Below are 25109 nucleotides of genomic sequence, written 5' to 3' on the forward strand. Positions count from 1 at the left end.
TCGGCGTAGAGCCGATAGACCCGATTACGGCTCACACGCCAACCTTCACGCTTGAGCAGCACGTGCACGCGCCGGTAGCCATATCGAACGCGCGTCTGCGCAATCTCGCGCATGCGTTGACGCAGTGCCGTTTGCGGGTCCTTGACGCTGCGATAGTAGTGGGTACTGCGAGCTTGCTTGACCAGCCGGCACGCCCGCTGCGTCGGAAGACCGTAGTGATCCACGATGTAGCTCACTGCCTGTCTCTTCAGCGCGGGCGCGGCCACTTTTTTGTGGCGATATCCTGCAGGATGGCCTTGTCCAGACTCAGTTCCGCAACTAGCTTCTTGAGCCGCTCGTTCTCATCCTGGAGTTGCTTCAGTTCGCGGACCTGGTTCGACTCCAGACCCGCGTACTGCTTCTTCCATCGGTAATACGTCTGCTCCGATATCCCGAGCTGCCGAACCAGATCCGCCACCGGCATGCCCAGCTCAGCCTGCTTGAGCGCGGCCACGATCTGCTCCACCGAATATTGCTTGCGCTTCATCGCCAACCTCCCGTTCCTATTGGGAAAATTGCCTCCGAAACACTAACACTCATTTGTGTCCAGGATTTCTAGAGCAGATCATCTGACGCCCTTCGCGCCATACCTTACCTTCCGCGAAATCACGCGACCGTTCTATTCGCTACCGCCCGTCCGGCGTCGGCTTGGCCGTTGAGCGCTTTCTCGATGGCGCCGGCTTCACCGTCGTCAACGTGCGCTCCGCGAGCACCGCATCGCGCTTGGAGAGCAAATGCTTGCGCAGGATCTCGCCCATGCGTCGGCCATCGCGCGTTTCGAGCGCTTCGATCATTTCTTCGTGATCGCGAATCGCGCTGTCCCACTTCGGTGTCTGGAAATTCGAACGAAAGCGCAATGCCATGAGACGCCGGTTGATCGATACGTAAGTCTGACGCAAGGCCGTATTGCGCGCCGCTTCGTTGATCTTGTCGTGGATGGCCTGGTTGCGGCTGTAGTAGCCGGAGAGATCGTTCTGCGCGCGGCACGCGAGCATCGCGTAATGCAGCGCCTTGATCTCGGCGATCTCCAGCGGCGTGATGCGCTCGCACGCGAGTTCGCCTGAGAACGCCTCCAGCCCGCTCATCAATTCGAACATCTCGCGAATCTCGAACTCGCTCATCTGCGATACCGACGCGCCCCGGTTCGGCGAAATCTCGATCAGCCCTTCGGCCGCTAGCACCTTCAACGCCTCGCGCAGCGGCGTGCGCGAAATGCCGAGCGTCTCACACAGCTTGCGCTCGTTGAGCTTGACGCCGGGAGCAAGCAAGCCTTCGACGATGAAGCCGCGCAAGTGATCGACGACGGTGTCGTGCAGACGCAGGCGCTCTAACTTCGGAAGCGAGGACGAAACGTGCACGTCTGGTAAATCGGGATTTTGCATTCAATACCTCGCAATCTATTTACGGCAATTTTAACGCAGTGCCAGCGGAAAAAACCGCCAGCGGGTTATCCCTAGGCCGTTCGGCCTATGTATTCCTTTACCTGCGGTGGTCGCTGCGTTATTGTATTTTGCATGCAAAATTACATTTATAAGGACGCGGACCCATGTTGAAGCTCGATTTCCATCCTGCTGGCCGTCACTTCCTGCAGATCCCGGGGCCGAGCCCTGTGCCCGATCGCATCCTGCGCGCGATGAGCTATCCGACGATCGATCACCGTGGGCCGGAGTTCGGCGCGCTGGGTCTCAAAGTGCTCGATGGCATCAAGAAGATCTTCAAGACGAGCCAACCGGTGGTGATCTATCCGGCATCGGGCACGGGCGCATGGGAAGCGGCGCTTTGCAACACGCTTAGTTCCGGCGACACGGTGCTGATGTATGAGACGGGCCACTTCGCAACGCTATGGAAGAAGATGGCCGAGAGCCTCGGGCTGAAGCCCGAGTTTCTCGGTCTGCCCGGCATCGAAGGCTGGCGGCGCGGCGTACAGGCCGACATGATCGAGAAGCGTCTGCGTGACGACACGAATCACGCTATCAAGGCCGTCTGTGTCGTCCATAACGAAACTTCGACGGGCGTGACATCGGATATCGCCGCCGTGCGACGCGCGATCGACGCCGCGAAGCATCCCGCGCTGTTGATGGTGGACACGATCTCGGGTTTGGCATCGGCTGACTATCGTCACGATGAATGGGGCGTCGACGTGACCGTTTCCGGTTCGCAGAAAGGTTTGATGCTGCCGCCGGGGATCAGCTTCAATGCGGTATCGGAGAAGGCGCGCGAGGCGTCGAAGCGCGCCACGTTGCCGCGCGCATTCTGGGATTGGACCGACATCATCGAGATGAACAAGCAAGGCTACTGGCCTTACACGCCGAACACGAACCTGCTCTACGGCCTCTTGGAAGCGCTCGACATGATCCTTGGCGAAGGGCTCGACAACGTGTTCGCGCGCCATCAACGGCTCGCGGCCGCGTGCCGCGCGGCGGTGAACGCGTGGGGACTGGAGATTCAATGCGCCGATCCCGCCGTGTATTCGCCGGTGCTGACGGGCGTGATGACACCCGAAGGCGTCGATGCCGATGCGGTGCGCAAGCTCATCTACGAGCATTTCGATCTGTCGCTCGGTACGGGGCTCGGCAAAGCGAAGGGCCGCATGTTCCGCATCGGTCATCTCGGCGATTGCAACGACCTCACGCTGATGGCCGCGCTCACCGGTTGCGAGATGGGACTGAAGCTCTCGGGTATCGCGTTGAAGGACAGCGGCGTGGCGGCGGCGATGAACTATCTGACGAGCCACGTCGCGAAGCCCGCGTTGAAGGCGGCCGCATGAGCGCCGCGTTCGACGCCGATGCGCTCGCGCGGCTTCTCGTCGACGCGCGCGCGCATCGGGCGAAGCTCGACGCGCTGCCCTTGGGCGCACGTCCGTCCGACGCCGACGATGCCTACGCGGCGCAGGACGCGACGCTGCGTGCGCTGAACGCAGACATCGGCGGATGGAAGGTCGGCGCGAAGACGCACGACGGGCCGATCCAGGGTGCACCGCTTCCCGCCGATGGCATGCATAAAACCGGTGCGCGTCTCTCGATGCTCGCTTTCGGCAAGGCCGGTCTCGAACTCGAAGTGGCATTCAGGATCGGCCGGCGCTTCGAACCGAACAGCGGACCGTATAGCGATGAAGACGTGGTCGCTGCGATCGAGTCCGTGCATGCGGCCATCGAAGTGGTCGCGAGCCGTTTCGCCGCGTGGCCCGATGTCGAAAAGCCGTGGCAACTCGCCGATTTGCAGAATCACGGCGCGTTGATCGTGGGCGAGGGCGTGCCTTACGACGCGGCGTTCCCGTTCGTATCGCCCGCGATGGCGTTCACGTTCGGCGGCGCGTCGCTTTTCGACGGCGTTCCGGCGAATCCTGCGGGCGACCCGCGGCGCCTGCTCGCGTGGACGGTCAATCACAGCGTGGCGCGCGGGCTCGCGGTCGAACGCGGGACCGTGCTCACGGCGGGTTCTTACACCGGCATGGCGTTTCCGGATGTGCCCGGCACGGCCATCGGCGCGATCGAAGGCTTGCCCGCCGTCGAATTGCATTTCGCATAACGCATTCATAAGGCCAGGAACCGCAAGGCACTCCGGCACTCACCGACAGCGACGATGCTCAATTCCCCCACAGACCGGCTCGTCAAGCCGATTCATCTGATGCCCGCTTCCGCGCGTGCGCGGGTCGCGTCAACGGCGACACCGCTGCAGGCGCGATTGCAGCGCGAGCTGAAAGGCGATGTGTTGTTCGATCGCGCATCGCGCGGACGCTATGCGACCGATGCGTCGATCTATCAGATCGTGCCGCTCGGCGTCGTCGTGCCGAAGGATCAGGACGACTTGCGCGTTGCGCTGCAGATTGCCCGCGACAGCCGCGCGAGCGTGCTGGCGCGCGGCGCAGGCACGAGCCAATGCGGGCAGACAGTGGGCGAAGCGCTCGTCATCGACACGACGAAGTGGCTCAACAACATCATTCACTTCGACAAGGACGCGCGCACGGTCACGGTCGAACCGGGCGTCGTGCTCGATCACCTGAATGCGTGGCTCAGGCCGCATGGCCTCTGGTTTCCGGTGGACGTATCGACGAGCGCGCAATGCACGATCGGCGGCATGGCGGGCAACAACTCGTGCGGCTCGCGATCGATGGAATACGGGATCATGGTGCATAACGTCGACGCGATCGACGCGATCCTCGCCGACGGTCACGAAGCGCGCTTCGGCAAGCTGTCGTCGATGACGACCGATGCACGCACGCGCGATCTCGTCGATGGCGTGCGGGGCATCGCCATGCGCGAGCAACAGCAGATGCGCGAACGCATTCCGAAGGTGCTGCGACGCGTCGCGGGTTACAACCTCGATCTCTTCGATTGTCAGAGCCCGCTTGCATTCACCAACGACGGCGAGCCGAATCTTGCAAACCTTCTGGTCGGCTCCGAAGGCACGCTCGCGTTCAGCCGTCAACTGACATTGACGCTCGCGCCGTTGCCCGCGCACAAAACGCTCGGCGTCGTGAACTTCCCGAGCTTCTACGATGCGATGGACATGACGCAGCACATCGTGAAGCTGGGGCCGGTGGCGGTCGAGTTGGTCGATCGCACGATGATCAACCTCGCGATGTCGAATCCGGCGTTTCGTCCCGTCATCGCGAAGGCTTTGGTCGGCGAGCCGGAAGCGATTCTGCTCGTCGAGTTCGCGGGCGCGGATCGCGATACGCAAGTAGCAAAGCTTGCGCAGCTCGTCGCGTTGATGAGCGATCTCGGCCTGCCGGGATCGGTCGTTCAAATGCCCGATGCGGGGCCGCAGAAGGCCCTGTGGGAAGTGCGCAAGGCCGGTCTCAACATCATGATGAGCATGAAGGGCGATGGCAAGCCGGTGTCCTTCATCGAAGACTGCGCGGTGCCGCTCGAACATCTCGCCGAATACACCAGCCGATTGACCGATGTATTCAGGAAGCACGGAACCGAAGGAACGTGGTACGCGCATGCGAGCGTCGGCACGCTGCATGTGAGGCCGATTCTCGACATGCGCCGCGACGGGGCCATCAAGATGCGCGCGATCGCCGAAGAAGCCGCGGCGATGGTGCGCGAATACAAGGGCGCGTTCTCGGGTGAGCACGGCGATGGTCTATGCCGCGGCGAATGGGTGGCGTGGCAATACGGCCCGCGCATCAACGAGGCATTTCGCGAGATCAAGCGGCTCTTCGATCCGGTGAACCGGCTGAGCCCTGATCGCATCGTGGCGCCGCCGAAGATGGATGATGCGCGCAACTTCCGCTTTCCGCCTTCTTATCGCGAGCGTGGATTGACCCCTCGTCTCGACTGGTCGGCATGGAACGTCACCCGCGATCCATTGACGGGCGAGCACGGCGTGCCGGGATCGGGCGGCGATCTGTCGGGCGGGCTCGCGAAAGCGGTCGAGATGTGCAACAACAACGGCCATTGCCGCAAGTTCGATGCAGGCACGATGTGCCCGAGCTATCGCATCACGAAGGACGAGCAGCATCTCACGCGCGGCCGTGCGAACACGTTGCGGCTCGCATTGTCGGGACAATTGGGCGATGACGGCCTCGCGAGTCAGGATGTGAAGGACGTCCTCGATCTATGCGTCTCGTGCAAGGGTTGCAAGCGCGATTGCCCGACCGGTGTCGACATGGCGCGCATCAAGATCGAGGCACGCGCCGCATGGACGCAGCGTCATGGCGTTCGATTGCGTGAGCGCCTGATTGCGTTCCTGCCGCGCTATGCGCCGTATGCGAGCCGCATGCCTGCGCTGTCGCATGTTTTCGAATCGAACATGCCGGGCGTGGCGCGCTGGCTGAAGTCGAAACTCGGTCTCGCGCGGCAACGTGCGTTTCCACGTTTCGAAAAACCGTTTCTCGCGAATGCCACGGACAAACCGGTTGCGTCTGTAACTAACGAAGTCCTGCTCTTCGTCGACACGTTCAACAACTACATCGAACCCGAGAACGCGCGCGCAGCCAAGCGCGTGCTCGAAGCGGCAGGCTATGCGGTTCATCTGAACGTGAAGGCGGCCGAGCGGCCGCTCTGTTGCGGGCGCACGTTTCTTTCCGCCGGTCTCGTCGATGAAGCGAAGGTCGAAGCACGCCGCACGCTCGACGCACTCATGCCTTATGTCGAGCGCGGCGTGATGATCGTCGGCCTGGAGCCTTCATGTCTGCTCTCGCTGCGTGACGAGTTTCTCGGGTACGGCTATGGCGATGCCGCGCGCAAGCTGTCGCAAGCGTCGTTTCTGTTCGAGGAATTTCTCGTGCGCGAAGAAGCGGAAGGGCGATTGCAACTGAAGCTCAAACCGCTCGGTCGATCCAAGGCTCTGTTGCACGGACATTGTCACCAGAAGGCATTCGATGCCGTGCGTCCCATCGAGAAAGTGCTCGGCTGGATTCCGGGGCTCGATGTGAGAACGATCGAATCATCATGCTGCGGCATGGCGGGCAGCTTCGGATATGAAGCGGAACATTACGACGCATCGCAGGCGATGGCGGAGTTGTCGCTGCTGCCGGCTGTTCGCGCCGCACACGATGCGCTGATCGTGGCGGACGGCACGAGTTGCCGTCACCAGATCGCGGATGGTGCACAACGTGAGGCGCTTCATGTCGCGCGAGTTCTCGCCATGGCGCTCGATGCGATGGATTGAAAAGAGCAGGACAAGCGTTTCATTCACCGAAGCAAAAAAAGCGGACATCGACGAGCCGCGATCAGGAGACGAACCATGACATCACCGCGCAAACCACGCATTCGCAAACTGCGCCGCAGAACGCAATAGGCAGGCTCATACCGAGCTGCAGTCCTCATCCGACGTATTCACGTGAAGTTCCGCATGCCGTGACATCGGGCGCCTTTCGACATTCGAAGGTGGCTCGCGCACGCACGCGGCCAACAAGGAGACGATGATGTTCCGTCGAGCCACGACGCGCGTTCTACTATTGCTATGCGCGATGTATTTCATCACCTATATCGACCGGGTCAATGTCAGCACGGCGGCGGCCCAGTTTGGCGCGGAGCTTGGCCTCTCGCACACGCAAGTCGGTTTCGTGTTTTCCGCCTTTGCGTATCCGTATCTCGTGTTTCAGATCATCGGCGGATGGGTCGGCGACCGGTTCGGACCGCGGCGAACGCTCACGCTATGCGCAATCATCTGGGCGGGCGCCACCGTCCTCTCCGGTCTCGCGGGCGGCTTCGTGTCGCTGATCGTGGCTCGCGTGCTGCTCGGCCTCGGTGAGGGCGCGACCTTTCCGACCGCGACGCGCGCAATGTCGAACTGGATGCCCGCCGATCAGCGTGGTTTTGCACAAGGCATTACGCATGCAGCATCACGCATCGGCAATGCAGTGGCGCCGCCGCTCATCGTCTGGCTGATGGTCGCGACGAGCTGGCGCGGCGCGTTCATCATCACCGGCGTCATCAGTTTCCTTTGGGCGCTCGCATGGGTCTTCTATTTCCGCGATAACCCACGCGATCATCCGCGCATCACGGAAACAGAATGCGCGACGCTCGCGACGTATTCGGGCGTGAAGCAACGCACGCCTGTGCCGTGGCGCACGCTGCTCGGCCGCATGGCGCCCGTCACGGCCGTGTATTTCTGCTATGGCTGGGTCCTGTGGCTTTTTCTCGGCTGGATTCCGCAATACTTTCTGCACAGCTATCACATGCAGCTCGGCAAATCGGCGCTGTTCGCCTCGGGCGTGTTTTTCGCTGGCGTACTCGGCGACTGGCTCGGCGGCTCGCTCACCGATCGCATCCTGAGAAAGAGCGGCAACGTGCGGCTTGCGCGCAACGTGATGGTCGGCGTGTGCATGCTGCTGACGCTGCTCTCGCTCGCGCCGATCATGCTGATCTCCAATATCTCCATCACGCTCGCGGCGGTGTGCCTCTCGGCCGGCTTCTTCTTCAACGAAATGACGATCGGCCCGATGTGGTCCGTGCCCATGGATATCGCGTCCAAGCATTCGGGCACCGCGGCCGGCATCATGAATTCCGGTTCGGCGCTTGCGGCGATCATCAGCCCGGTCGTGGGCGGCTGGCTGATCGACCGCACAGGCAACTGGAACCTGCCGTTCACCGTGTCGATGATCCTGATGGCGGCCGGCATCGTCCTTTCGTTCATGATGCGCCCGGACCGTGCTCTGGAAGTCGAGGAGGAAAAGAGCGACGCGGCAGACACCCGCAAGTTCGTCTGACTCTGCGCACGCGGCGGTTCGGTGCATTTTGCATGCATTGAACCGCATCGAATAAAGCATTCAGCATGCAGCATTCAATTCTTGGAGGCGACGTGGCGGAACCATCCATCCTGATCGAGCGTGACGGCGATATCGCGACAGTCGTGATCGACCGGCCCGAGAAGCTCAACGCAATGACCAAGCACTTGTGGCGCTCGCTCGGAGAGACCATCGAGACGCTTTCCGGCGACGACACGCTGCGCTGCATCGTGCTGCGCGGCGCGGGCGAGAAAGCGTTCTCGCCGGGCAACGACATCGCGGAGTTCCGCACGGATCGCTCGAACGTCGAACAGGCGCGTACGTACGGCGCGATCATGCATCGCACTTTGCATGCATTACGCGAGTGCCGGCATCCTATCGTCGCGATGATTCATGGCATCTGCGTCGGCGGCGGTCTCGAAATCGCGGCGATGTCCGATCTGCGCATTTGCGGCGAATCGAGCCGCTTCGGCGTCCCCATCAAGAATCTCGGCCTCGTGATGGCGCATGCGGAAATGGAAGGGCTCGTGCGTCTTGCGGGGCCTGCCGTCGCGCTCGAGATTCTTCTCGAAGGACGCATCTTCGATGCAAAGGAAGCGCTTGCAAAAGGACTCGTCACGCGTGTCGTCGCGGATGGGGAAGTGACGGCGCACGCGTATGAAACCGCGCGGCGCATCGCGGACGGCGCACCGCTCGTCGCGCGCTGGCACAAGCAGTTCGTGCGCCGCGCGATGGAGCCTCAGCCGCTTACCGACGAAGAGCGCGATGAAGGCTTCGCATGCTTCGGCACTGAGGATTTTCGCATCGGCTATCAGGCCTTCCTCGACAAGATCAAACCGCAATTCAAGGGACGTTGACATGGCAGACACGAAATCGACAGCAGCGCCCGGCTCGGGACCGCTTGCGGGGATGCGCGTGATCGAACTCGCGCACATCATGTCGGGGCCCATCTGCGGGATGATGCTCGCGGACATGGGCGCCGATGTCATCAAAGTGGAGAAGATCCCCGGCGGCGACGATTGCCGTCGTTTCGCACCCATTCTTGCGAGCGGCGAATCCGCGTCGTTCATGATCGTGAACCGCAACAAGCGCGGCATCGCCCTCAATCTCAAGACCGAGGGCGGCAAGGAAGTGCTGAGGAAGATGCTCGCGAGCGCGGACGTCGTGACGGAGAACTATCGGCGCGGCACGATGGAAAAGCTCGGCATGGGCTACGAAACGCTGAAGGCCGTGAATCCGGGACTCATCTACTGCGCGATATCGGGCTATGGCCGCAGCGGGCCGATGGCCGACAAGGGCGGCTTCGATCTCATCGCGCAAGGGCTGAGCGGTTTGATGAGCATGACGGGCGAGCCGGGGCAGGCGCCGATCAAGGCGGGCTCGCCCGTCACCGACATAAACGCGGGCATCCTTGCGGCGCTCGGCATCAGTGCGGCTTATGCGCGCAAGCAGGCGACCGGTCTCGGGCAGATGGTCGATACGTCGCTCTTCGAAGCCGGCCTGCAGCAGATGTACTGGGCCTTTGCCAACTACTTCGCCGATGGCACCGTCCTGCCTAAAGCCGGCTCGGCCAACCCCACGAGCGCGCCGTATCAGGCGTTTCGCACGCGCGACGGCTGGGTGAACATCGGCGCGGCGAATCAGAGCAACTACGAGCGTCTCGTCGGCGTGTTGAATATTCCGGGACTCGCTGAGGACGAGCGCTTCCAGACCAACGCGGGACGTCTGAAGCATCGCGAGGCGCTCGTCGATATCCTGACGGCGCGTCTCATCGAACGCACGACCGACGAGTGGCTCGTTTCCTTCGATGCCATCGGATTGCCGAGCGGCGCGGTGTTGGGCGTGCCGGAAGCGTCGTCGCACGAGCAGGCCATGGCGCGCGGGATGATCGTCGAAACGGAGCATCCGCTTGCCGGCCCGATGCGCGGCATCGGGTTGCCGATTCACTTCTCCGAAGGCTGCACGAAGGCTTCGCGTCCCGCGCCGCTGCTCGGTCAGCACACCGGCGAAGTGCTCGACGAATACGGTTTCGACGAGGCGCGCATTCAGGCGCTCAAGGACGAAGGCGCGATTCTGGAAACGGAGGTTCCCGCGTGAAAGCGACGGGCGAGCAAATGGTTTTATGCATTCATCATGCAGTATGCAGCGCTATGATCGATGTCTGATCCAACTTCATCGACACCCTCTGCCATGACGCTCGCACCTCCTCCCGCCGCTCGCGCGGGCGATTCGCTCGCTTCGGTCGCCACGCCTTCCCTGATGATCGATCTCGATGCCTTCGACGCCAATCTCGCGGCGATGTCGGCGTTCGCCGCGCGTCATGGCGTCGCGTTGCGTCCGCATGCGAAGGCGCACAAGTGCAGCGAGATCGCGAAGCGTCAGGTCGGCGCGGGTGCGGTCGGCGTGTGTTGTCAGAAGCTGTCGGAGGCGTATCCGTTCGCGGCGGCGGGCATCGCGAGCGTTCATGTCAGCAATGAGTTCGTCGGCGCGGACAAACTCGCGATGGCCGTCGAACTCGCATCGCATGTGCATCTTTCGGTATGCGTGGATGCGTTGCCGCAAGTTCAGGCCCTCGGCGACGCAGCGGCACGCGCGGGCGTCACGATCGACGTGCTGCCGGAAGTCGATGCAGGTCAGCATCGCTGCGGCGTGACGAGCGAAGATGCGCTGCTCGCGCTCGTCGACGGCATCGCAGCGCAGAGCGCGCTGCGCTTCGCAGGACTGCAGGCGTATCACGGCGGCATCCAGCACGTCGCGGATTGGATTGCACGCAAGGCCGAAGCAAGCCGCGCCGCCGATATCGCCGCGCGCTACGTCCGCGCGCTCGATGTTCGCGGCGTGCGTTGCGGCATCGTGACGGGCGGCGGCACAGGCACTGTCGAGTTCGATGCTGCGAGTGGCGTCTTCACCGAATTGCAGCCGGGCTCGTATCTGTTCATGGACGGCGACTATGGCGGCATCGGTTGGGGCGGCGAAATGCGCTGGCGTCACAGTCTCTTCGTGCTGTCGACGGTCATGAGCGCCACGCGCCCCGGCATGGCCGTATGCGATGTCGGCCTGAAAGGGCTCGCGGTCGATTCGGGCTTGCCGCACAGCGTGAACTGGCTCGGTGCGGGCGCCAAGCCCACGTTCAGTTATATCTCCGCGAACGATGAGCACGGCATGCTGCAAGCCCAGCACGATGCTGAAGGCGATTTCGCAGATCTCGTCGGCAAGCGTGTGCTGTTGCCGCCGGGTCATTGCGATCCGACCGTGAATCTCTACGATGAATACGTCTGCTATCGGGACGAACGCGTGACCGACATATGGCCGATCGACGCGCGCGGTCTTTCGCGCTAAGCCCGTGACTCCTTCGGCGGATAGATCGTGGCGATCAGCGCATCGACGTCGGCAACGATCAGTCCGATCACGAACTGCGCCACTTCCTGCGCGCCGTGCGTCGCTTCCTGTTGCTCGAGCATGGCCTTGAGTTCGTTCACGGCGGAACGTGCGCGCGCGAGCTTCTCATCGTCCTGACGATTCGCTGCAAGCACGCTCGCGAGCGTCTCGAACAAAGCCTGCAATTCGCGACCGGCCGCGCCGAGCCGAGCCGCGCAAGTATCGCGATCGAGGCGCGATACAGCTTTCGCGAGAAAGAGCGCATCGCTATGGAGACGCCGCAGAAACGGTGCGGCCTTGTCGATGGCATCCGAGCGGCGGTTCTGCACGAGCACGATGATGTGTTCGCGTTCGGCTTCCTTCAACGCATCGTCGAAGGCTTTTTGCGCCTCGGTGCTTTGCGCTTCGAGGCGCGTCGCGCGAGCATCATCCCGCTCGCCCGAAAGATGGAGCGCGATCAACTGGCCGAGGCTCTTCAACGTATCGGCGACGCTGCGATGCGCGGCCGTAAGCGCACGATTGGGCCAGAGCGCCGACACGACGAACGACGAAGCCGCGCCGATCAGAATCTCCAGCACGCGATGCATCGGCCGCTCGAAAGGCGATCCCGGTCCCGCCGGAATCAGCACGACGATCACGAGCGTCACGCACGCAAGCCTGAACGCAGGCCGCTTCGCGCTCAACGCGGCAAGCGGCACGAGCGCGACCGAAAACACCGCGAGCGGCGGCGCGCCGCGGTTCATCGCGACAATGCCGAGCACGCCCGCGATGGCGCCGATGAATGCGCCGATGATCTGATCGCGAGCAATATCGACCGCCTGCGAGAGGCTCGGTTGCGTCACGATGACGAGCGTCGTGATAAGTGCCCAGTAACCTTCGGGCAGTGCGGCCAGTCTTGCGGCGGCATAGCTGATCGCGCAACTCATCAGTGTGCGAAGAAGGCGTCTTGCTTCGGGTGCGCCGAAGAAGGCGCGCACCTGAACTCGAGTACGAGTGATCGAAGTCATGCGGTCTCGGTCGTTGACGAAATGGGACAAGCGAAGGAGACGCGAAGCATGCGCGCCCGTGCTGCATTATGCCAATGTGCACGGTGCGAAAAAATGAAGCTGTTCAGGAAGGGAAAGACAAGGCGGCACATATGCCCGATGTTTCCGGGGCACATGTGCCGCCTTCGTGTCGCGACGTAAGCATCGGCACGGCTTCCACCAGCGTCGCTATATGAGCCTGAGTGGCCGGTGCTGGCATGGCGACTTCATCGGGCCGGCCCGGCGTTGAGCGGGAGTTTCGACGCGCGGGCACTGTCGGCTGTCATCTTTGCACCGCCGGGCTTGTAGCCGTTCGACATCAGCAGGAAGGCCATGATGTCGGCATAGTCCTGGTCCTTCATCTTGCCTGGACGGTCCGCGGGCATGTTGGTGGCCATGTAGGTGAAGATGCCGCCCACGGTGAGATGCGAATTCGACGGCGGTGCGAACGACGGACCTTGCAACGCGGGCGCTGTGATGCCTTGCAACTGTGCCCCATGGCACTTCGCGCACGAGCTCGAATAAAGCGCCTTGCCGTGCGTCGTTTGCGCTTGTTCGAACGTCGGCGGCTCGACGGTTCCCTCATTCGCGACCTTGATGAAGCGGCCGGCGCGCGCGCCATTCATGTCGGCGAGCATGATGCCGGAGTGCTTCGACGGTGCTGCAGAAGACGATGCAGTTTGCACGGGCAACGCCCACTGTTTCGTGAGCGCCTGAAGGCGGCCATCGTCGATCATCGATTTGAGCGCATCGTCGATGCGCGGACGCAACGCAGCGCTCCTGTCGCCGAATGCGAATGCCAGATGCCAGTCCGCGTAGGGCGAATTCGCGGCTGCGACGGTGAAGCTCTGTTGCGGATGCGCAATGCGATAAGCCACGACAGCGGGATACCACACGATCGCACGATAAGCGCGTCCGTTCGCGACTGCATCGACCGTCGATGCCGACGTGTTCTCCAGATCGAGCGTCACGTCGCGCTGCTGCACGGCGATCAGTTGTGCGGGGCTTGCATAGGTCGCGGCGACCGTGCGCTTTGCGGCATCGTTCAGGACCACGTCAGGCGCTTCGATGCTGACATAGCCCGCACGCAGATAGCCGCGCGAGAATTGCATCTTGCCACCCGATGCATCGGCGACGGTGGAACGGGGAAAGCCAGCGATCACATCGCAATCGCGCGCGAGCGTCTTGTCGAGTTCGTGAAGCGACACGCCGTCGTCGTCGCCTTCGCCGATACCGTGCGATACGAACGTTGCTGCGATGTTGGCGCGGGCGAAGACCGCTTGCGCGACGCTGCGGTCCAGCGCGGCCGAAGGACTGCCGGGAAACGTGCAGATCTTCACGGCCGCGTCGGAAGCCGATGGTGCGAGCGCGATGCATGCGGCCAGCATGCCTGCTGCGCGAATGGAGTTGAGCGAATGATTCATGTCGAAGCGTCCGGTGATGTCGGTGAGCACCGCAAGCGCGGGGCGATGCGCGCTCGCGGTTCGATCAGCATGGGTCAGGCGCGATTGAGCGCGAACACATAGAGCGTGCCGCCGCGCGGCACCTTGTCCGCGGCCTTCGCCATCGGTCCGCCCCAGATCGGATTGGCGCCACCGTATCCCGCGAGAATGGCAACGTATTCCTTGCCGTCGATCTCGTACACCGAAGGCTGGGCGATGATGCCGCTCGCGAGTTTGGGGCTTTGCCACAAGACCTTGCCGGTCTTTTCATCGAACGCGTAGAGATGGCCGTCGAGCGAGCCGCTGAATGCGAGGCCGCCCGCCGTCGTCGCGACGCCGCCGTTCCAAGGCAGCTTGGTCCAGTGGCTCCAGATCTTCTTGCCGGTGTCGACATCGATCGCCTGCAGTTCGCCGTAGCCCTTGCTGTTCGGTTCCGGCTTGATCTCGAAGCCTTCGCCGAGATAGGGCAGGCCTTCCATGTAGTTCACCGATTTGCCGGACAAGGACATGCACGCATGCAGCGCCGGCACGAAGGCTATATGTTTCTGCGGATCGTATGAAACGGACCACCAGTTCTTGCCTCCGAGGAAGCTCGGACACGTTTCGATGGTCGTGCCGGTCTTCGGATACTTGGCGGGATCCTGAATCGGCTTGCCATCGTCCGTATAGCCTGTGACCGATGTCGCGGTGACGAAGGGCCGCGCATAGATTAGCTTGCCGTTGCTGCGATCGATCGCATGGAAAAAGCCATTGCGGTCTGCGTGAATGATCGCGTCGTAGTCCTTGCCCTGATACTTGATGTTCGCGAGTACCGGCGTATTGACGCCGTCATAGTCCCACGTGTCATTCGTCGTGTATTGATAGTGCCACTTGAGGTCGCCCGTCTTCGGATCGAGCGCGAGCAACGAGTCGGAATAGAGGTTGTCGCCAGGACGAAGATCGGCGAGCCACGGTCCCGGATTTCCGACGCCCCAATAAAGCGTCTTGCTCGCCGCATCATAGGTGCCGGTGAGCCACGCGGGGGCGCCGCCATGCTCCTGCATGCCATCGGGCCATGTGTTGCCGCCGGGCTCCTTCGCGCCGGGCACCGTATAGCGTTTCCACAGCACCTTGCCGTCGTTGGGATCGAGTGCTGCGATGAAGCCGCGCGCGCCATACTCGCCGCCCGAGCTGCCGACGACGAGCGCGCCATCGAGTGCGAGCGGTGCGAGCGAGAACGCATATCCGACGCCCGGATCGAACATCGCCTTCTTCCACACGAGCGAGCCCGTTTGCGCATCGAGCGCGGCCACTTCGCCGTTCAACATCGCGACATAAACGTTCTTGCCGTATAACGCGACTCCGCGATTGACCACATCGCAACATGCGGTCTTGAACGATTTCGCATCGAGATTCGGCTCGTATTTCCAGAGTTGTTTGCCCGTTGCGGCATCGAATGCATAGACGTTGTCCTTGGGCGTCGTCACGAAGAGAAAGCGACCGTTGACGATGGGCGTGGCCTCGAAGCCTTGCTGCAAGTCCTTTGGAAACTTGTAGCTCCACACCTGCTTCAGGTTCTTCACGTTGCTCGTATCGATCTGCTTGAGCGGCGAATGCCCATGACCGTTATACGTGCGGTAATACGTGAGCCAGCCGGGGTCGTCTTGCGCGTTCGCGAGGCGTTCATAGCTGACGTCCGGGTACTGCGCCGGTGTGCCTTCCGCCGCGATGGCAAGATGCTGCGCCACGCTGAACGCAGCGACGGCACCTGCTGCAAGGGCCGCGACGCGCAGGGCCGGACTGAAGCGAATGTTCATCGTTGTCTCCTGGATATTGTCGATGCAACGTCTTATTGAAACTCGATAGCGATGCGAAGCAGTTGCGACGTCATCAAGGCAAGTCATGTGCCATCGACGACCGATACGCGCAATCGCCTTGCTGTATGCGGTTGTCGCGTCCGAAGCGCTCGATGCGGGCGCATTGAGGCGTTATTGAAGAGGTGTTGCATCGTGGAGCAGTGGGACGTTTGACGTGTTGCCCGATGTGACAACGCGAGCTCAGTCGAGCCAACCTAGTCGACGTGCTGCATCGACGAAGCGATAGACATCCGCGGCGAGACCTGCGATGCCGAAGCGCGTCTCCAGTTCGCCGATGATCTCGTCGAGCGCGCGCGTGCCATCGCAGCGTGCGAGTATCTCGCCCGCGCTGCGGTTCAGTTCGACGCTGCCGTGCCGATGAACGATCTCGCACGTTTGCATGTCCGCATGCCAATGCAGCTTGAATGACGCACGCAGGCGCGGGCGCGTGCATGCGTCCGCATGCGCGGTCGTAGAGTTCATGTGGGACGGAAAGGGAAGGGTGCAGGCCCGGGGCAGATTCGCCCCAGGCTTGCCGTCATCGAAGGATCAACGTGTAGCGATGTACATCGTGATCTCGAAGCCGAAGCGCAGGTCGGTGAAGGCGGGTGTCGTCCATTGCATGTTCATCTCCTTGATGATGTTCGAGTTGGATCGCGAGCCGTTTCGCGACCGGACCTCGAAATGCAAGGTCCATGCCTTCGATCATCGACAGTGCATGTGCACGCTCTTTGCCTTTCAATTCGATTTCGATGACGCGCAATGGATGTGACGATGTTGTTCCGCTTCGCAACAAGGGTGTACCGAAGTGAAACACTGCACTGAACAACTCATTGCTCCATCGATGAACATGCGGGCATCTTTCGATAGATGGTGTTGCGCGATATGCCCAAGGCGCGCGCGGCGGCGGAGACATTGCCACGATGTTGCGCGAGCGCCGCCGCGATCACGGATGCCGTGACTTCCTGCAGGCGTCCCGAAGCGAGCGCCGATGGAGCGCATGCTTCGGACACGCGATGCACGTTGGCGCGAGGTTCATCGAAGAAGTCTTCCGGTAGATGTTGCCGGCGAATGCAGCCGTCGTCGTCGACCATCGCTGCAGCAGTGCGTAGCAGGTTGCACAGTTGCCTGAAGTTGCCGGGCCACGCATAGCGCTCGAAGAGCGCCATTACGTCATCGTCGATGGACAGGCGCATGCCGCTCCCATCATCGGCGCTTACGGCGTGGAGCATCTTCGTTATCACGGCTGCGAGATCGGTGCGTTCGCGCAATGGCGGTAGTTTGACGACGAGCCCGTTCAGACGGTAGTACAAGTCCTCACGGAAGCGACTCTGCTCGATCATCTCGCGCAGGTTACGGTGCGTCGCGCAGATGATGGCGACATCGACAGGAATCGACTTGCTGGAGCCGAGCGGATCGACGACGCGCTCTTGCAGCACGCGCAAGAGGCGCACTTGCAGCGGGTACGGCATGTCGCCGATTTCATCGAGAAAGAGCGTGCCGCCATTGGCCTGTAGCAGCTTGCCCGCCGCGCCCTTGCGCCGTGCGCCCGTGAACGCGCCTTCCTCATAACCGAAGAGTTCCGATTCGATCAGGTTCTCCGGGATCGATGCGCAGTTCACCGCGACGAACGGCCCCGCGCGACGCGGCGAATCGCTGTGAATGGCTTGTGCGAGCAGTTCCTTGCCGGTGCCGGTCTCGCCGGTGATGAGTATCGGTATGTCCTTGCCGATGACCTTGCGTACCTTGCCGATGACCGCGGCCACTTTCGGGTCGCCCGTGTCGAGCGATGCGAGCTTCGACGATGAATCGATCGCAGCCGATGCGCGCGGCGCGGATCTCATCGGCAAGGACGTGGACGCCGTTTCGACGAAAGGCGCGCGGTTGAGGCGCACGCGGGCGCATACGACTGCGCCATTGTTGAGATCGAGCGACATGTGCGGCGCGCGGCTCGCTTGCGAACGATCGATCAGTTGCGCGCTCGTCAGTCCGAAGAGCGACGACAGCGTATGCGCGCGCAGCGCCGAGAGCGGCAAGCCGAACTGAAACTGCGCGCTGCGATTGGCGGAGAGAAAACGTCCATCGCAGGTGAAGGCCATGATCCCTTCCATCAGCGTGCCGAGAAACTCGGGGCGGCTGTGAAATGCGATCTGCAACATCCCCTGAAAAGTGCTGGAAAACAGGTGGTTTTCGATCATCTGGACGGACATGCGCGCGAGGGCCATCGTGTGTCGATGGTAGCTGCGATGATCGCCGGTGACGTCGAGCACGCCGATCAGATCGCCGTACGGATCGAGAATCGGCACGCTGGAGCAGGTCAGAAAACGATTGGCCGCAAGATAGTGTTGATCGCCGTGCACGACCGTCGGCGAGCGCTCTGCGATGGCCGTGCCGATGGCGTTGGTCCCTTGCCGTTCCTCGGCCCAGTTCGCCCCCGCCCTGAGCGCGACCTTTTCTGCGCGTGCGAGGAAGTCGTCATCGCCTGTGGAGTGGAGGATGAGCCCTTGTGCGTCGGTCAGTACGATCATGCTTTGCGTGTTGACGATCTGTTCACGCAGCGTTTCCATCACCGGCGTCGCGTGCGCGCATAGCACGCGGTTCTGCTCGAGCTTGAGGAGCAACTCGCCTACGGTAAGCACGTCGTAGTCGGGTCGTGTCGAGGCGTTCAGACCGAATGTCTCGGAGCGTTCGTGCGCCTTGCGTATCGCGGGAATCAGCCAGGCGCTCTGTCGTTCATCGTGGGTAGCCGCGATCTCGTGGATGTTGTCTTGCATCGTCTCCTCCGTTGTGCAAGTGCCGGTCATGTCGCCGGATATTTGAGCGGGGAGGAAAGCAAGTCCTGCGCCAATGAGCGCCGTCGACGGCTGTTGTTGGCTAATCGAAAGGATGCGGGATGTCATCGTGACGCCGACAGCTCCGCGGACGTTGTGTTGGGCTGCGTATGACTCGACGCGCTGACGGAGCACGTGTGTCTGCACCCTGCGAGCGCGCCGCGCAAGGCGCTGCCGGGCATCCGAGCGTTGCGCCCGCGCGTTGGCATATCCAATGCAAAAGACCAGGCGAGCGCCGACACACGCTCGATTCGACTCAAACGAACGCTTGCTCACGCACCGTAAGGAGAAACACCATGACGAACCTGAAGCTCGACGATCTGCAACATAGTCAGGAGCTTTCCGCTTCCGAGATGAAGCGCATCATCGGCGGAGACAAAAAGGAGCCAGCCGGCAGACCCATCCATATCGACGCTCAGAGCGGCGTGCTGACGTTCAAGGACGGCTCGAAGTGGACGATGGATCTTGACGGCAAGCTGCATCCGCTGTGATTAGCGCACATCGATGCTGCTTGCAGGAAGGCCGGACGAGCCTCGCGGCGCGGCCGGCCTTTTGTCTTTTGCCTTTTGCCTTTTGCCTTTTGCCTTTTGCATTCAGAGTTTCCGAAGGCTTTTTGAGTTACGGGTTTTGCATGCGAAATCAAAGGCCGGTTCGACCCGCCGTCAGCACGAGGCGCAGGCCGAGCATCGCGATGACGCTCGCTGCGAAACGGTCGATCCACTTCCTCGCCCGCAGATACATCTCGCGCGGACGCTTGCTTGAGAAGCCAAGCGCGACGATGGTGTACCAGCCCGTCTCGATCACGAAGACCATAGGCGGCAATACGAAGTAGCACCACAGCGGAGGATGCTGCGGCAAGAGCGCCGCGAAAATGCTGCCGTACCAGATGGCTGTCTTGGGATTGCTCAGTTGCGTCGAGAGGCCAAGCCAAAAGGACTTTCGAGCGCGCCCGGTGAGCCGGGACGCGCCGTCCGTTGCCGGCATCTCCATCGGCTCCGCGGCGCCTCGCCAAATCTTCGACGCCACATAAATCAGATACAGGCCACCGGCGACCTTCAGCGCGAGATAGAGCCACTCGACGGCAACGAGCAGCGTGTACAGTCCCGCGAGGGCGACGCCGCCGAAGAAGATGCCGCCCACGCCCATGCCGAGCGCGGTCGCGAGGCCATCGGCGCGTGATATGCCGATGGCATTGCGCGCCACGATTACGAAGCTCGGGCCCGGAATCATCGCGCCCAGCAACAGTGAAAAGAGAATCGCGAGTACGGCGGTCGAAGCGGTCATCGGAATAACTCCTTCGGATGTGCAGTTTGAATGCGGCATGCAAAACGCCGGATTGCATTCACGACGCATGATACGTCCGACTTCACGTGCATCGCGTCAGGCGCCGCTGCCGGCGACGCTGTCTTCGTGGATGGCGCGATTGCGCCCGCTGCGTTTGGCGAGATAGAGCGCGGCGTCGGCATTGTTCAGCAACTTGAGCGCGTCGTCGTTATGGCGTGGCGAGGCCGTGGCAATGCCGATGCTGATCGTCAGCACGCTCCTTGGCGCCGCGCTGTGAGGAATGGCGAGTTGTTCCACGTTCTCGCGCAGACGCTCGGCAAATGTGAGCGCGCCGCTCGCCGCGGCGCCCGGCAAAACCACGACGAATTCTTCGCCGCCATAGCGCGCGACGATGTCGCCGGGGCGCTTCGCGGCATTTTGTATGCAGTCGGCCACGGCGATGAGCGCGTCGTCGCCCATCGCGTGACCGTAGGTGTCGTTATAGAGCTTGAAGTGGTCCACGTCGATGAATAGCGCGGACAGGGGCTGATCGACGCGGCGCGCTCGCCGCCATTCTTCGTCGAGCTGCCGGTCCAGCGCGCGGCGGTTGCATAGTCCGGTGAGCGCATCGGTACCCGCGAGCCGTTGCAGCTTCTCTTGCGCAATTGCTCGCGAGCGCAGTGAAATTGCGAGCAGCCATGAGATGACGATGAAGCCGCCTCCGAACGCCATCGTCAATCCGCCGATGACGAGGCTGCGTTCGCGCCACGCCGCGAGGACGTCATCCTCGGCGGGCGCGACCGCCGCGATCAATCGGGTGCCGGGTACGTGCTGGAATGTATAGAGCCGCCTGACGCCATCGAGCGGAGACCGTGAGATGTATGAGCCTGAAGCCGCGTCGCGCATCGCGGAGAAGGTCGGCGATTTCGCGACGTAGCCGTCGCTATCGCCTGGCAGCGCAGGCTTGCGCGCGATCATCACGCCATCCTGCTGCACGATGAACACCGCGCCCGAAGTGCCGAGCTTCACGCGCGACAGCAGGTCCTTGAAGTAGGAGACGTTCAAGGCGATCACGGCGACGCCCGCAAACGAGCCATCCGATGCATCGATGCGCCGGCTCAATGCGAGCGAAGCCGCGCCCTTGCGCAATCGCGACGCATAGGGTCCGGAAATGTAGAGACCGGCGTTCGGGTGTTCGGCGTGGACCTTGAAGTAGTCGCGATCGTTGAAGAGCAAGTCGGCATGATCGGAAGGATCGCGTTCCATGACGATGCGTCCCTCGCGATTCATCACGAATGCGCCGCCGACGGAGTTCATGCCGGTGGCGCCATCGAATAGAACAAGCTTGCGCAGATCAGGCGGAAGCCCCATTACGGCAGGGTTTCTAACGCCATTGACGATGGTGCGCAGCGACAGGTCGCTCGATTCGATATTGCGCGCGATATCGGCGCTCAAGGTGGCGACGAGGTTGGCCGCAGCCTGATGCGCGTTTTGCAGCGCTTGCGCGCGTCCCTGCCACAGCGCGGCAAACGACAACACGGCCATACAAATGGCGATGGCGGTGCCGATAAGACCAGCGAGCGCCGGAAAGTGCGAAAACACTTCGGCGAAGCGGATTGCGGCGGTGCTGTTGCGTCGCATCAACCGGCGACTGACCATGCGTCCGGTCTTACGAACGGCTTTTAATCTGGCGGGCATTCAGGTTCTCCGCGCGGCGCGATTTCCGCACATCCGGGCACGACATGATGTGCGGCGCGACTGCGCTATGCGTCGAAAAACTCCGTATCTTATGGATTGGTTTGCATCTTATGCGCTATGTGGTGAACAGCGCCGCGCGTATTTGCACCCCGATTGTAGTCGCTCAGGCTCAATCCTTTCTGCACGGCCATGCTCGAATCACCCGCCGCGCCCGCCCATGCGCTTGCGAATCTCCGAGTCGAGAATGAGCCGCCCGCGCAGCTTGCCCTTCATGCGCTTCACATAGCGCGGCGCCTCGGTCATGTGAATCACCATCAGTTCTCGAACCTTGTCCGCGTCCCGCGCGCGCGCCGCTTCGGTGATCGCCTTGTGAATCTTCACGTTCGCGCGGCCGAAGCGTTCATGTTCGGCTTGCGGCGTGTCGTTCCTGAACTCGATGAGTTGCCGGATCATTTCGTTGATCAACTCGCAGGTGAAGCGCAAAAACGGATTGGGATTCGCAGCGGCCAGAATATCGTGGAAGTTCACGTCTTCCTGTCGTTGCCGGACGATGTCGCGATTCGCGTGCGCCGAGGCCGGCTCGTCGCAACAAGCGATGTTCGCTTCCAGCGCGTTGAAGTCATCGTCGGTGAGATGCGGCACTGCGCCCGCAGCGAGCTCCGGTTCGAGCAACTGACGCACCGTATAGATATCGTCGATGGTCACGTCCTTGAAGAACAGATAGTTCTGCAAGAGTTGCAAGGTGCGATCGAGCGGCACCTCGACGATCGTGCCGCCACCCGAAGGTCCCGTCGTCACTTTGATCAGCCCTTGCACTTCCAGCGATTTGAGCGCCTCGCGCGTCGTGCTCTTGCTGACGGAAAAGAGCTGCTGCAATTCCACTTCACGCGGCAGCTTGTCGCCGGGCTTCAGGTTCTTTTCCGTGATCAGCCGCTTGATCTCTTCGGCGACGAGATCCGCGCGCTTGGGCTGTTTGATCGGCTGCTGCGCGATTTCGATTGCCGCCCCGGTGCGTTTTGCACGCTCCATCACCATGTCGATGCTCCCTGTCTTTGTCTGCTTTATACGCGCGCGTGTCGCGAATTCGCAGACTGGAATATTGCCTTATTGACACCCGAATTTATTGTTCCTAGCATCAGGTTCATTCTATTTATCATGATAAATAGAATGAACCGAGCCGAGGCTTGAACCTACCACGAAAAAAAGCGGGGCGGCTGCGCGGGTCATCTTCTCAAGGAGCGTCAATTTTGAATCGCCGAAACATGTTGAAGCTGGCCGCGCTGTCGGCCATTCCAGGATCGTTCGAAGCGCTCGTCGCAAGAAGCGCCTTTGCGCAGGGCTCGCCGATCCAGTTCGCATGCCCTGTGCCGATGTCCGGTCCGTTCGCGGCCAATGGCAAGTACGCCGATCTCGGCATGAAGCTGGCTATCGAACAATACGGCAAGGTGCTGGGTCAACCGCTCGCCTATGCGACGCTCGACACCGAGGGAAAACCCGCAACGGCCGTGCGCCGCGTGCAGGAAATCGCGCAGCAGAAGAACGCACGTTATTTCGCGGGCGGCATTCTTTCGTCGGAAGCACTCGCGATGGGCAAGGAAGCGGAGAAGGCCGGCGGCATCTTCATCACGACTGCGGGCGCCGACGAACTCACCGGCAAGGATTGCAACAGCGCGACGTTTCGCTGGTCGGTGCCCACTTTCGGCGCGATCGAGCAAACGGTGCGGCCGCTCATTCAGTCGATGCCCAATGCAAAGCGCTGGTACACGATCACGCCGCAATACGTGTTCGGAGACGGGCTTTTATCGGCGGCGAAGAACATCTTCAAAGAGAAGGGTATCGAGCATGTGGGCAACAGCTATCACTCGCTCAATGAAAAAGAGTTCAGCGGTTATTTGACGAATGCTGTCGCGGCGAAGCCCGATGTTCTTCTTATCCTCAACTTCGGCTCGCAATCATCGGACACGTTGCGTCAGGCCGTGAGCTTTGGCATGAAGAACAACTGCACGATCCTGATGGCATGGGCGTCGGGGCTGGAGCAATTCGAAGCACTCGGACCGGAAATCTGCGAGGGCGTCTATTTCGGCGCGCAATACTGGCATGCGGTCGATACGCCGCTCAATCAGGACCTCGTCAAGCGTGTGAATGCGGCTTATAAATCGAACCCTAACTATAGCCTCGCGGGTTCGTACATCTGCACGAAGATTTTGCTCGACGGCATCGTAAAAGCGGGCACCGCCGACCCGAAAAAAGTCGTCGCTGCGCTGCAAGGCATGAAGTACGCGGGCCTGACCGGGCCGGAGGAAATTCGCGCGGGCGATCATCAGGTGTTGAAGAACTACTATCTTCTCAAAGGCAAGCCCAAGAGCAAGATGAAGGATAAAGACGATTACGCCGACATCGTGAGTTCGGGCCAGTCGTTCCTGCCGCTCGACAAGACGCAATGCAAGCTTGCGTGATCGCCTGATCTTGTGACGCGCGTTGTTTTCATGCGAATGCGGGCGAGTTCTGCATTCGCGTTGCCACTCTTCTGATGCAAGGCCATGAACGTTTATCTGTTGCAGGTCGTGAACGGCATCGGCGTGGGCATGCTGTATTTTCTGCTCGCGGTCGGGTTGTCGATCGTGTTCGGGTTGCTGCGCTTCGTGAACTTCGCGCACGGCGCTTTCTATCTGCTGGGCGCGTACTTCTGTTATCAGGCGATGCAGTGGTCGATGAACTTCTGGAGTGCGCTCGTCGTCGTGCCCATCGTCGTCGGCGTGATCGCATGGATCGTCGAGAAAGTCGTGCTGCGCCACGTCTATGCACAGCAACACGAGTTCCATATTCTCGCGACAGTCGGCCTTGCGCTCGTGATTCAGGAGTGCGCGATCATCGCGTGGGGACCGCTCGGCGATAACGTCCCGGTGCCGGACGTTCTCAACGGCGTTGTGATGTGGGGCAGCTTCATCTACCCGAAGTATCGCCTCTTCGTCATCGCGTTCACGGCGGTGCTGGCGGGCATTCTATGGTGGGTGCTCGAAGGCACGCGGCTGGGCAGCGCTGTGCGAGCGGGCAGCGAATCGAGCGAGATGGTATCGCTGCTCGGCATCAACGTGACGCGCATCTTCAGTCTTGTATTCGCGCTCGGTGCGGGAACAGCGGCACTCGCGGGCGTGCTCGCCGCGCCGATACGCGGCGTCGATCCGTTCATGGGGATCGAAGCACTCGGCGTCGCATTTGTCGTCGTGGTCGTGGGCGGCATGGGCAATTTTCTGGGTGCGCTCGTCGGCGGACTGCTCGTCGGCATCGTGCAGAGCGTGATGAGTACGCTGTGGCCGGAAGGCGCGCGTCTCATGATCTATGTGGCGATGGCCGCGGTGCTGCTGCTGCGTCCGAACGGATTACTCGGGAGGACCGCGTGAATTCCAAACTGGATT

The 25109-nt window shown here is 61.7% G+C and carries 20 protein-coding genes and 1 pseudogene; 10 read left to right on the forward strand and 11 right to left on the reverse strand.

The window, feature by feature from the left end; translation table 11 throughout:
• Both NCS03_RS20480 and NCS03_RS20485 read right to left on the reverse strand, forming a co-directional pair.
• Positions 1-526, reverse strand: a pseudogene (locus NCS03_RS20480) (IS3-like element ISBcen22 family transposase); the annotation flags it as partial.
• A 139-nt stretch (positions 527-665) separates the two neighbouring features.
• Positions 666-1421 carry a GntR family transcriptional regulator gene (locus NCS03_RS20485; RefSeq protein WP_034470980.1) on the reverse strand — a complete coding sequence of 252 codons (756 nt, stop codon included), beginning with the start codon at positions 1419-1421 and terminating at the stop codon, positions 666-668.
• Positions 1422-1585: 164 nt separating this feature from the next.
• Here NCS03_RS20485 and NCS03_RS20490 point away from each other — a divergent pair, with 164 nt between their 5' ends.
• The 7 genes from NCS03_RS20490 (at position 1586) to NCS03_RS20520 (ending at position 11560) form a co-directional block, all read left to right on the forward strand.
• Positions 1586-2806, forward strand: coding sequence for a pyridoxal-phosphate-dependent aminotransferase family protein (locus NCS03_RS20490; RefSeq protein WP_250529677.1), 1221 nt, complete (start codon positions 1586-1588; stop codon positions 2804-2806).
• Positions 2803-3567, forward strand: coding sequence for a 2-keto-4-pentenoate hydratase (locus tag NCS03_RS20495; protein ID WP_250529678.1), 765 nt, complete (start codon positions 2803-2805; stop codon positions 3565-3567). Before NCS03_RS20490 ends, NCS03_RS20495 begins: the two co-directional genes overlap by 4 nt.
• A gap of 54 nt (positions 3568-3621) precedes the next feature.
• Positions 3622-6660, forward strand: coding sequence for an FAD-binding and (Fe-S)-binding domain-containing protein (locus tag NCS03_RS20500; protein WP_250529679.1), 3039 nt, complete (start codon positions 3622-3624; stop codon positions 6658-6660).
• A gap of 253 nt (positions 6661-6913) precedes the next feature.
• Positions 6914-8203: an MFS transporter gene (locus NCS03_RS20505; RefSeq protein WP_250529680.1), complete on the forward strand. Its 1290-nt coding sequence runs from the start codon at positions 6914-6916 to the stop codon at positions 8201-8203.
• A 65-nt stretch (positions 8204-8268) separates the two neighbouring features.
• Complete coding sequence (locus tag NCS03_RS20510) at positions 8269-9078, forward strand: enoyl-CoA hydratase/isomerase family protein (protein ID WP_008347833.1); 810 nt, start codon at positions 8269-8271, stop codon at positions 9076-9078.
• A 1-nt stretch (position 9079) separates the two neighbouring features.
• On the forward strand, positions 9080-10318 hold the full coding sequence (locus NCS03_RS20515; protein WP_250436430.1) for a CaiB/BaiF CoA transferase family protein: 1239 nt from the start codon (positions 9080-9082) through the stop codon (positions 10316-10318).
• Positions 10319-10411: 93 nt separating this feature from the next.
• Entirely contained in the window at positions 10412-11560 is a 1149-nt protein-coding gene (locus NCS03_RS20520; protein WP_250529681.1) for a DSD1 family PLP-dependent enzyme, read from the forward strand.
• Here NCS03_RS20520 and NCS03_RS20525 read toward each other — a convergent pair.
• The 6 genes from NCS03_RS20525 to NCS03_RS20550 form a co-directional block, all read right to left on the reverse strand.
• Positions 11557-12606: an FUSC family protein gene (locus NCS03_RS20525; protein ID WP_250529682.1), complete on the reverse strand. Its 1050-nt coding sequence runs from the start codon at positions 12604-12606 to the stop codon at positions 11557-11559. The genes NCS03_RS20520 and NCS03_RS20525 overlap by 4 nt on opposite strands.
• Before the next feature lie 245 nt (positions 12607-12851).
• Complete coding sequence (locus tag NCS03_RS20530) at positions 12852-14048, reverse strand: c-type cytochrome (RefSeq protein WP_175980686.1); 1197 nt, start codon at positions 14046-14048, stop codon at positions 12852-12854.
• Positions 14049-14122: 74 nt separating this feature from the next.
• Positions 14123-15862 carry a methanol/ethanol family PQQ-dependent dehydrogenase gene (locus tag NCS03_RS20535; protein WP_250436434.1) on the reverse strand — a complete coding sequence of 580 codons (1740 nt, stop codon included), beginning with the start codon at positions 15860-15862 and terminating at the stop codon, positions 14123-14125.
• Positions 15863-16102: 240 nt separating this feature from the next.
• On the reverse strand, positions 16103-16384 hold the full coding sequence (gene pqqD / locus NCS03_RS20540) for a pyrroloquinoline quinone biosynthesis peptide chaperone PqqD (RefSeq protein ID WP_175980691.1): 282 nt from the start codon (positions 16382-16384) through the stop codon (positions 16103-16105).
• A 66-nt stretch (positions 16385-16450) separates the two neighbouring features.
• Entirely contained in the window at positions 16451-16525 is a 75-nt protein-coding gene (gene pqqA / locus NCS03_RS20545) for a pyrroloquinoline quinone precursor peptide PqqA (protein ID WP_008347847.1), read from the reverse strand.
• 206 nt (positions 16526-16731) lie between these two features.
• A complete protein-coding gene (locus tag NCS03_RS20550; protein WP_250529683.1) occupies positions 16732-18675 on the reverse strand; it encodes a sigma-54-dependent Fis family transcriptional regulator in 1944 nt (647 codons plus the stop codon).
• A 353-nt stretch (positions 18676-19028) separates the two neighbouring features.
• On the opposite strand from NCS03_RS20550, the gene NCS03_RS20555 reads away from it, so the two are divergent.
• Positions 19029-19223 (forward strand): hypothetical protein, encoded by a 195-nt coding sequence (locus tag NCS03_RS20555; RefSeq protein WP_008347853.1) that lies wholly within the window; start codon positions 19029-19031, stop codon positions 19221-19223.
• Positions 19224-19371: 148 nt separating this feature from the next.
• Here the strand turns inward: NCS03_RS20555 and NCS03_RS20560 are convergent, their stop codons facing one another.
• From NCS03_RS20560 to NCS03_RS20570, 3 genes are all read right to left on the reverse strand, one after another.
• A complete protein-coding gene (locus tag NCS03_RS20560; RefSeq protein ID WP_250529684.1) occupies positions 19372-20016 on the reverse strand; it encodes a LysE family translocator in 645 nt (214 codons plus the stop codon).
• Positions 20017-20112: 96 nt separating this feature from the next.
• Positions 20113-21636, reverse strand: a complete 1524-nt coding sequence (locus NCS03_RS20565; protein WP_250529685.1) for a sensor domain-containing diguanylate cyclase — start codon at positions 21634-21636, stop codon at positions 20113-20115.
• Positions 21637-21891: 255 nt separating this feature from the next.
• Positions 21892-22728: a FadR/GntR family transcriptional regulator gene (locus NCS03_RS20570; RefSeq protein WP_008347857.1), complete on the reverse strand. Its 837-nt coding sequence runs from the start codon at positions 22726-22728 to the stop codon at positions 21892-21894.
• A 212-nt stretch (positions 22729-22940) separates the two neighbouring features.
• On the opposite strand from NCS03_RS20570, the gene NCS03_RS20575 reads away from it, so the two are divergent.
• Together NCS03_RS20575 and NCS03_RS20580 are read left to right on the forward strand one after the other, a co-directional pair.
• Positions 22941-24149, forward strand: a complete 1209-nt coding sequence (locus NCS03_RS20575; protein WP_008347858.1) for an ABC transporter substrate-binding protein — start codon at positions 22941-22943, stop codon at positions 24147-24149.
• Positions 24150-24233: 84 nt separating this feature from the next.
• Positions 24234-25094 carry a branched-chain amino acid ABC transporter permease gene (locus NCS03_RS20580; RefSeq protein WP_250457235.1) on the forward strand — a complete coding sequence of 287 codons (861 nt, stop codon included), beginning with the start codon at positions 24234-24236 and terminating at the stop codon, positions 25092-25094.
• The last annotated feature ends 15 nt before the right edge of the window (positions 25095-25109 follow it).

The sequence above is a fragment of the Caballeronia sp. ATUFL_F1_KS4A genome, assembly GCF_023630905.1.
GTDB classification, from domain to species: Bacteria; Pseudomonadota; Gammaproteobacteria; order Burkholderiales; family Burkholderiaceae; genus Caballeronia; species Caballeronia zhejiangensis.

Excerpts from the sequence above, each read along its gene's own strand:
- NCS03_RS20485 (WP_034470980.1), bottom strand. The coding sequence starts at position 1,421 with ATGCAAAATCCCGATTTACCAGACGTGCACGTTTCGTCCTCGCTTCCG.
- NCS03_RS20490 (WP_250529677.1), top strand. The coding sequence starts at position 1,586 with ATGTTGAAGCTCGATTTCCATCCTGCTGGCCGTCACTTCCTGCAGATC.
- NCS03_RS20495 (WP_250529678.1), top strand. The coding sequence starts at position 2,803 with ATGAGCGCCGCGTTCGACGCCGATGCGCTCGCGCGGCTTCTCGTCGAC.
- NCS03_RS20500 (WP_250529679.1), top strand. The coding sequence starts at position 3,622 with ATGCTCAATTCCCCCACAGACCGGCTCGTCAAGCCGATTCATCTGATG.
- NCS03_RS20505 (WP_250529680.1), top strand. The coding sequence starts at position 6,914 with ATGATGTTCCGTCGAGCCACGACGCGCGTTCTACTATTGCTATGCGCG.
- NCS03_RS20510 (WP_008347833.1), top strand. The coding sequence starts at position 8,269 with ATGCAGCATTCAATTCTTGGAGGCGACGTGGCGGAACCATCCATCCTG.
- NCS03_RS20515 (WP_250436430.1), top strand. The coding sequence starts at position 9,080 with ATGGCAGACACGAAATCGACAGCAGCGCCCGGCTCGGGACCGCTTGCG.
- NCS03_RS20520 (WP_250529681.1), top strand. The coding sequence starts at position 10,412 with ATGACGCTCGCACCTCCTCCCGCCGCTCGCGCGGGCGATTCGCTCGCT.
- NCS03_RS20525 (WP_250529682.1), bottom strand. The coding sequence starts at position 12,606 with ATGACTTCGATCACTCGTACTCGAGTTCAGGTGCGCGCCTTCTTCGGC.
- NCS03_RS20530 (WP_175980686.1), bottom strand. The coding sequence starts at position 14,048 with ATGAATCATTCGCTCAACTCCATTCGCGCAGCAGGCATGCTGGCCGCA.
- NCS03_RS20535 (WP_250436434.1), bottom strand. The coding sequence starts at position 15,862 with ATGAACATTCGCTTCAGTCCGGCCCTGCGCGTCGCGGCCCTTGCAGCA.
- pqqD (WP_175980691.1), bottom strand. The coding sequence starts at position 16,384 with ATGAACTCTACGACCGCGCATGCGGACGCATGCACGCGCCCGCGCCTG.
- NCS03_RS20550 (WP_250529683.1), bottom strand. The coding sequence starts at position 18,675 with ATGCAAGACAACATCCACGAGATCGCGGCTACCCACGATGAACGACAG.
- NCS03_RS20555 (WP_008347853.1), top strand. The coding sequence starts at position 19,029 with ATGACGAACCTGAAGCTCGACGATCTGCAACATAGTCAGGAGCTTTCC.
- NCS03_RS20560 (WP_250529684.1), bottom strand. The coding sequence starts at position 20,016 with ATGACCGCTTCGACCGCCGTACTCGCGATTCTCTTTTCACTGTTGCTG.
- NCS03_RS20565 (WP_250529685.1), bottom strand. The coding sequence starts at position 21,636 with ATGCGACGCAACAGCACCGCCGCAATCCGCTTCGCCGAAGTGTTTTCG.
- NCS03_RS20570 (WP_008347857.1), bottom strand. The coding sequence starts at position 22,728 with ATGGTGATGGAGCGTGCAAAACGCACCGGGGCGGCAATCGAAATCGCG.
- NCS03_RS20580 (WP_250457235.1), top strand. The coding sequence starts at position 24,234 with ATGAACGTTTATCTGTTGCAGGTCGTGAACGGCATCGGCGTGGGCATG.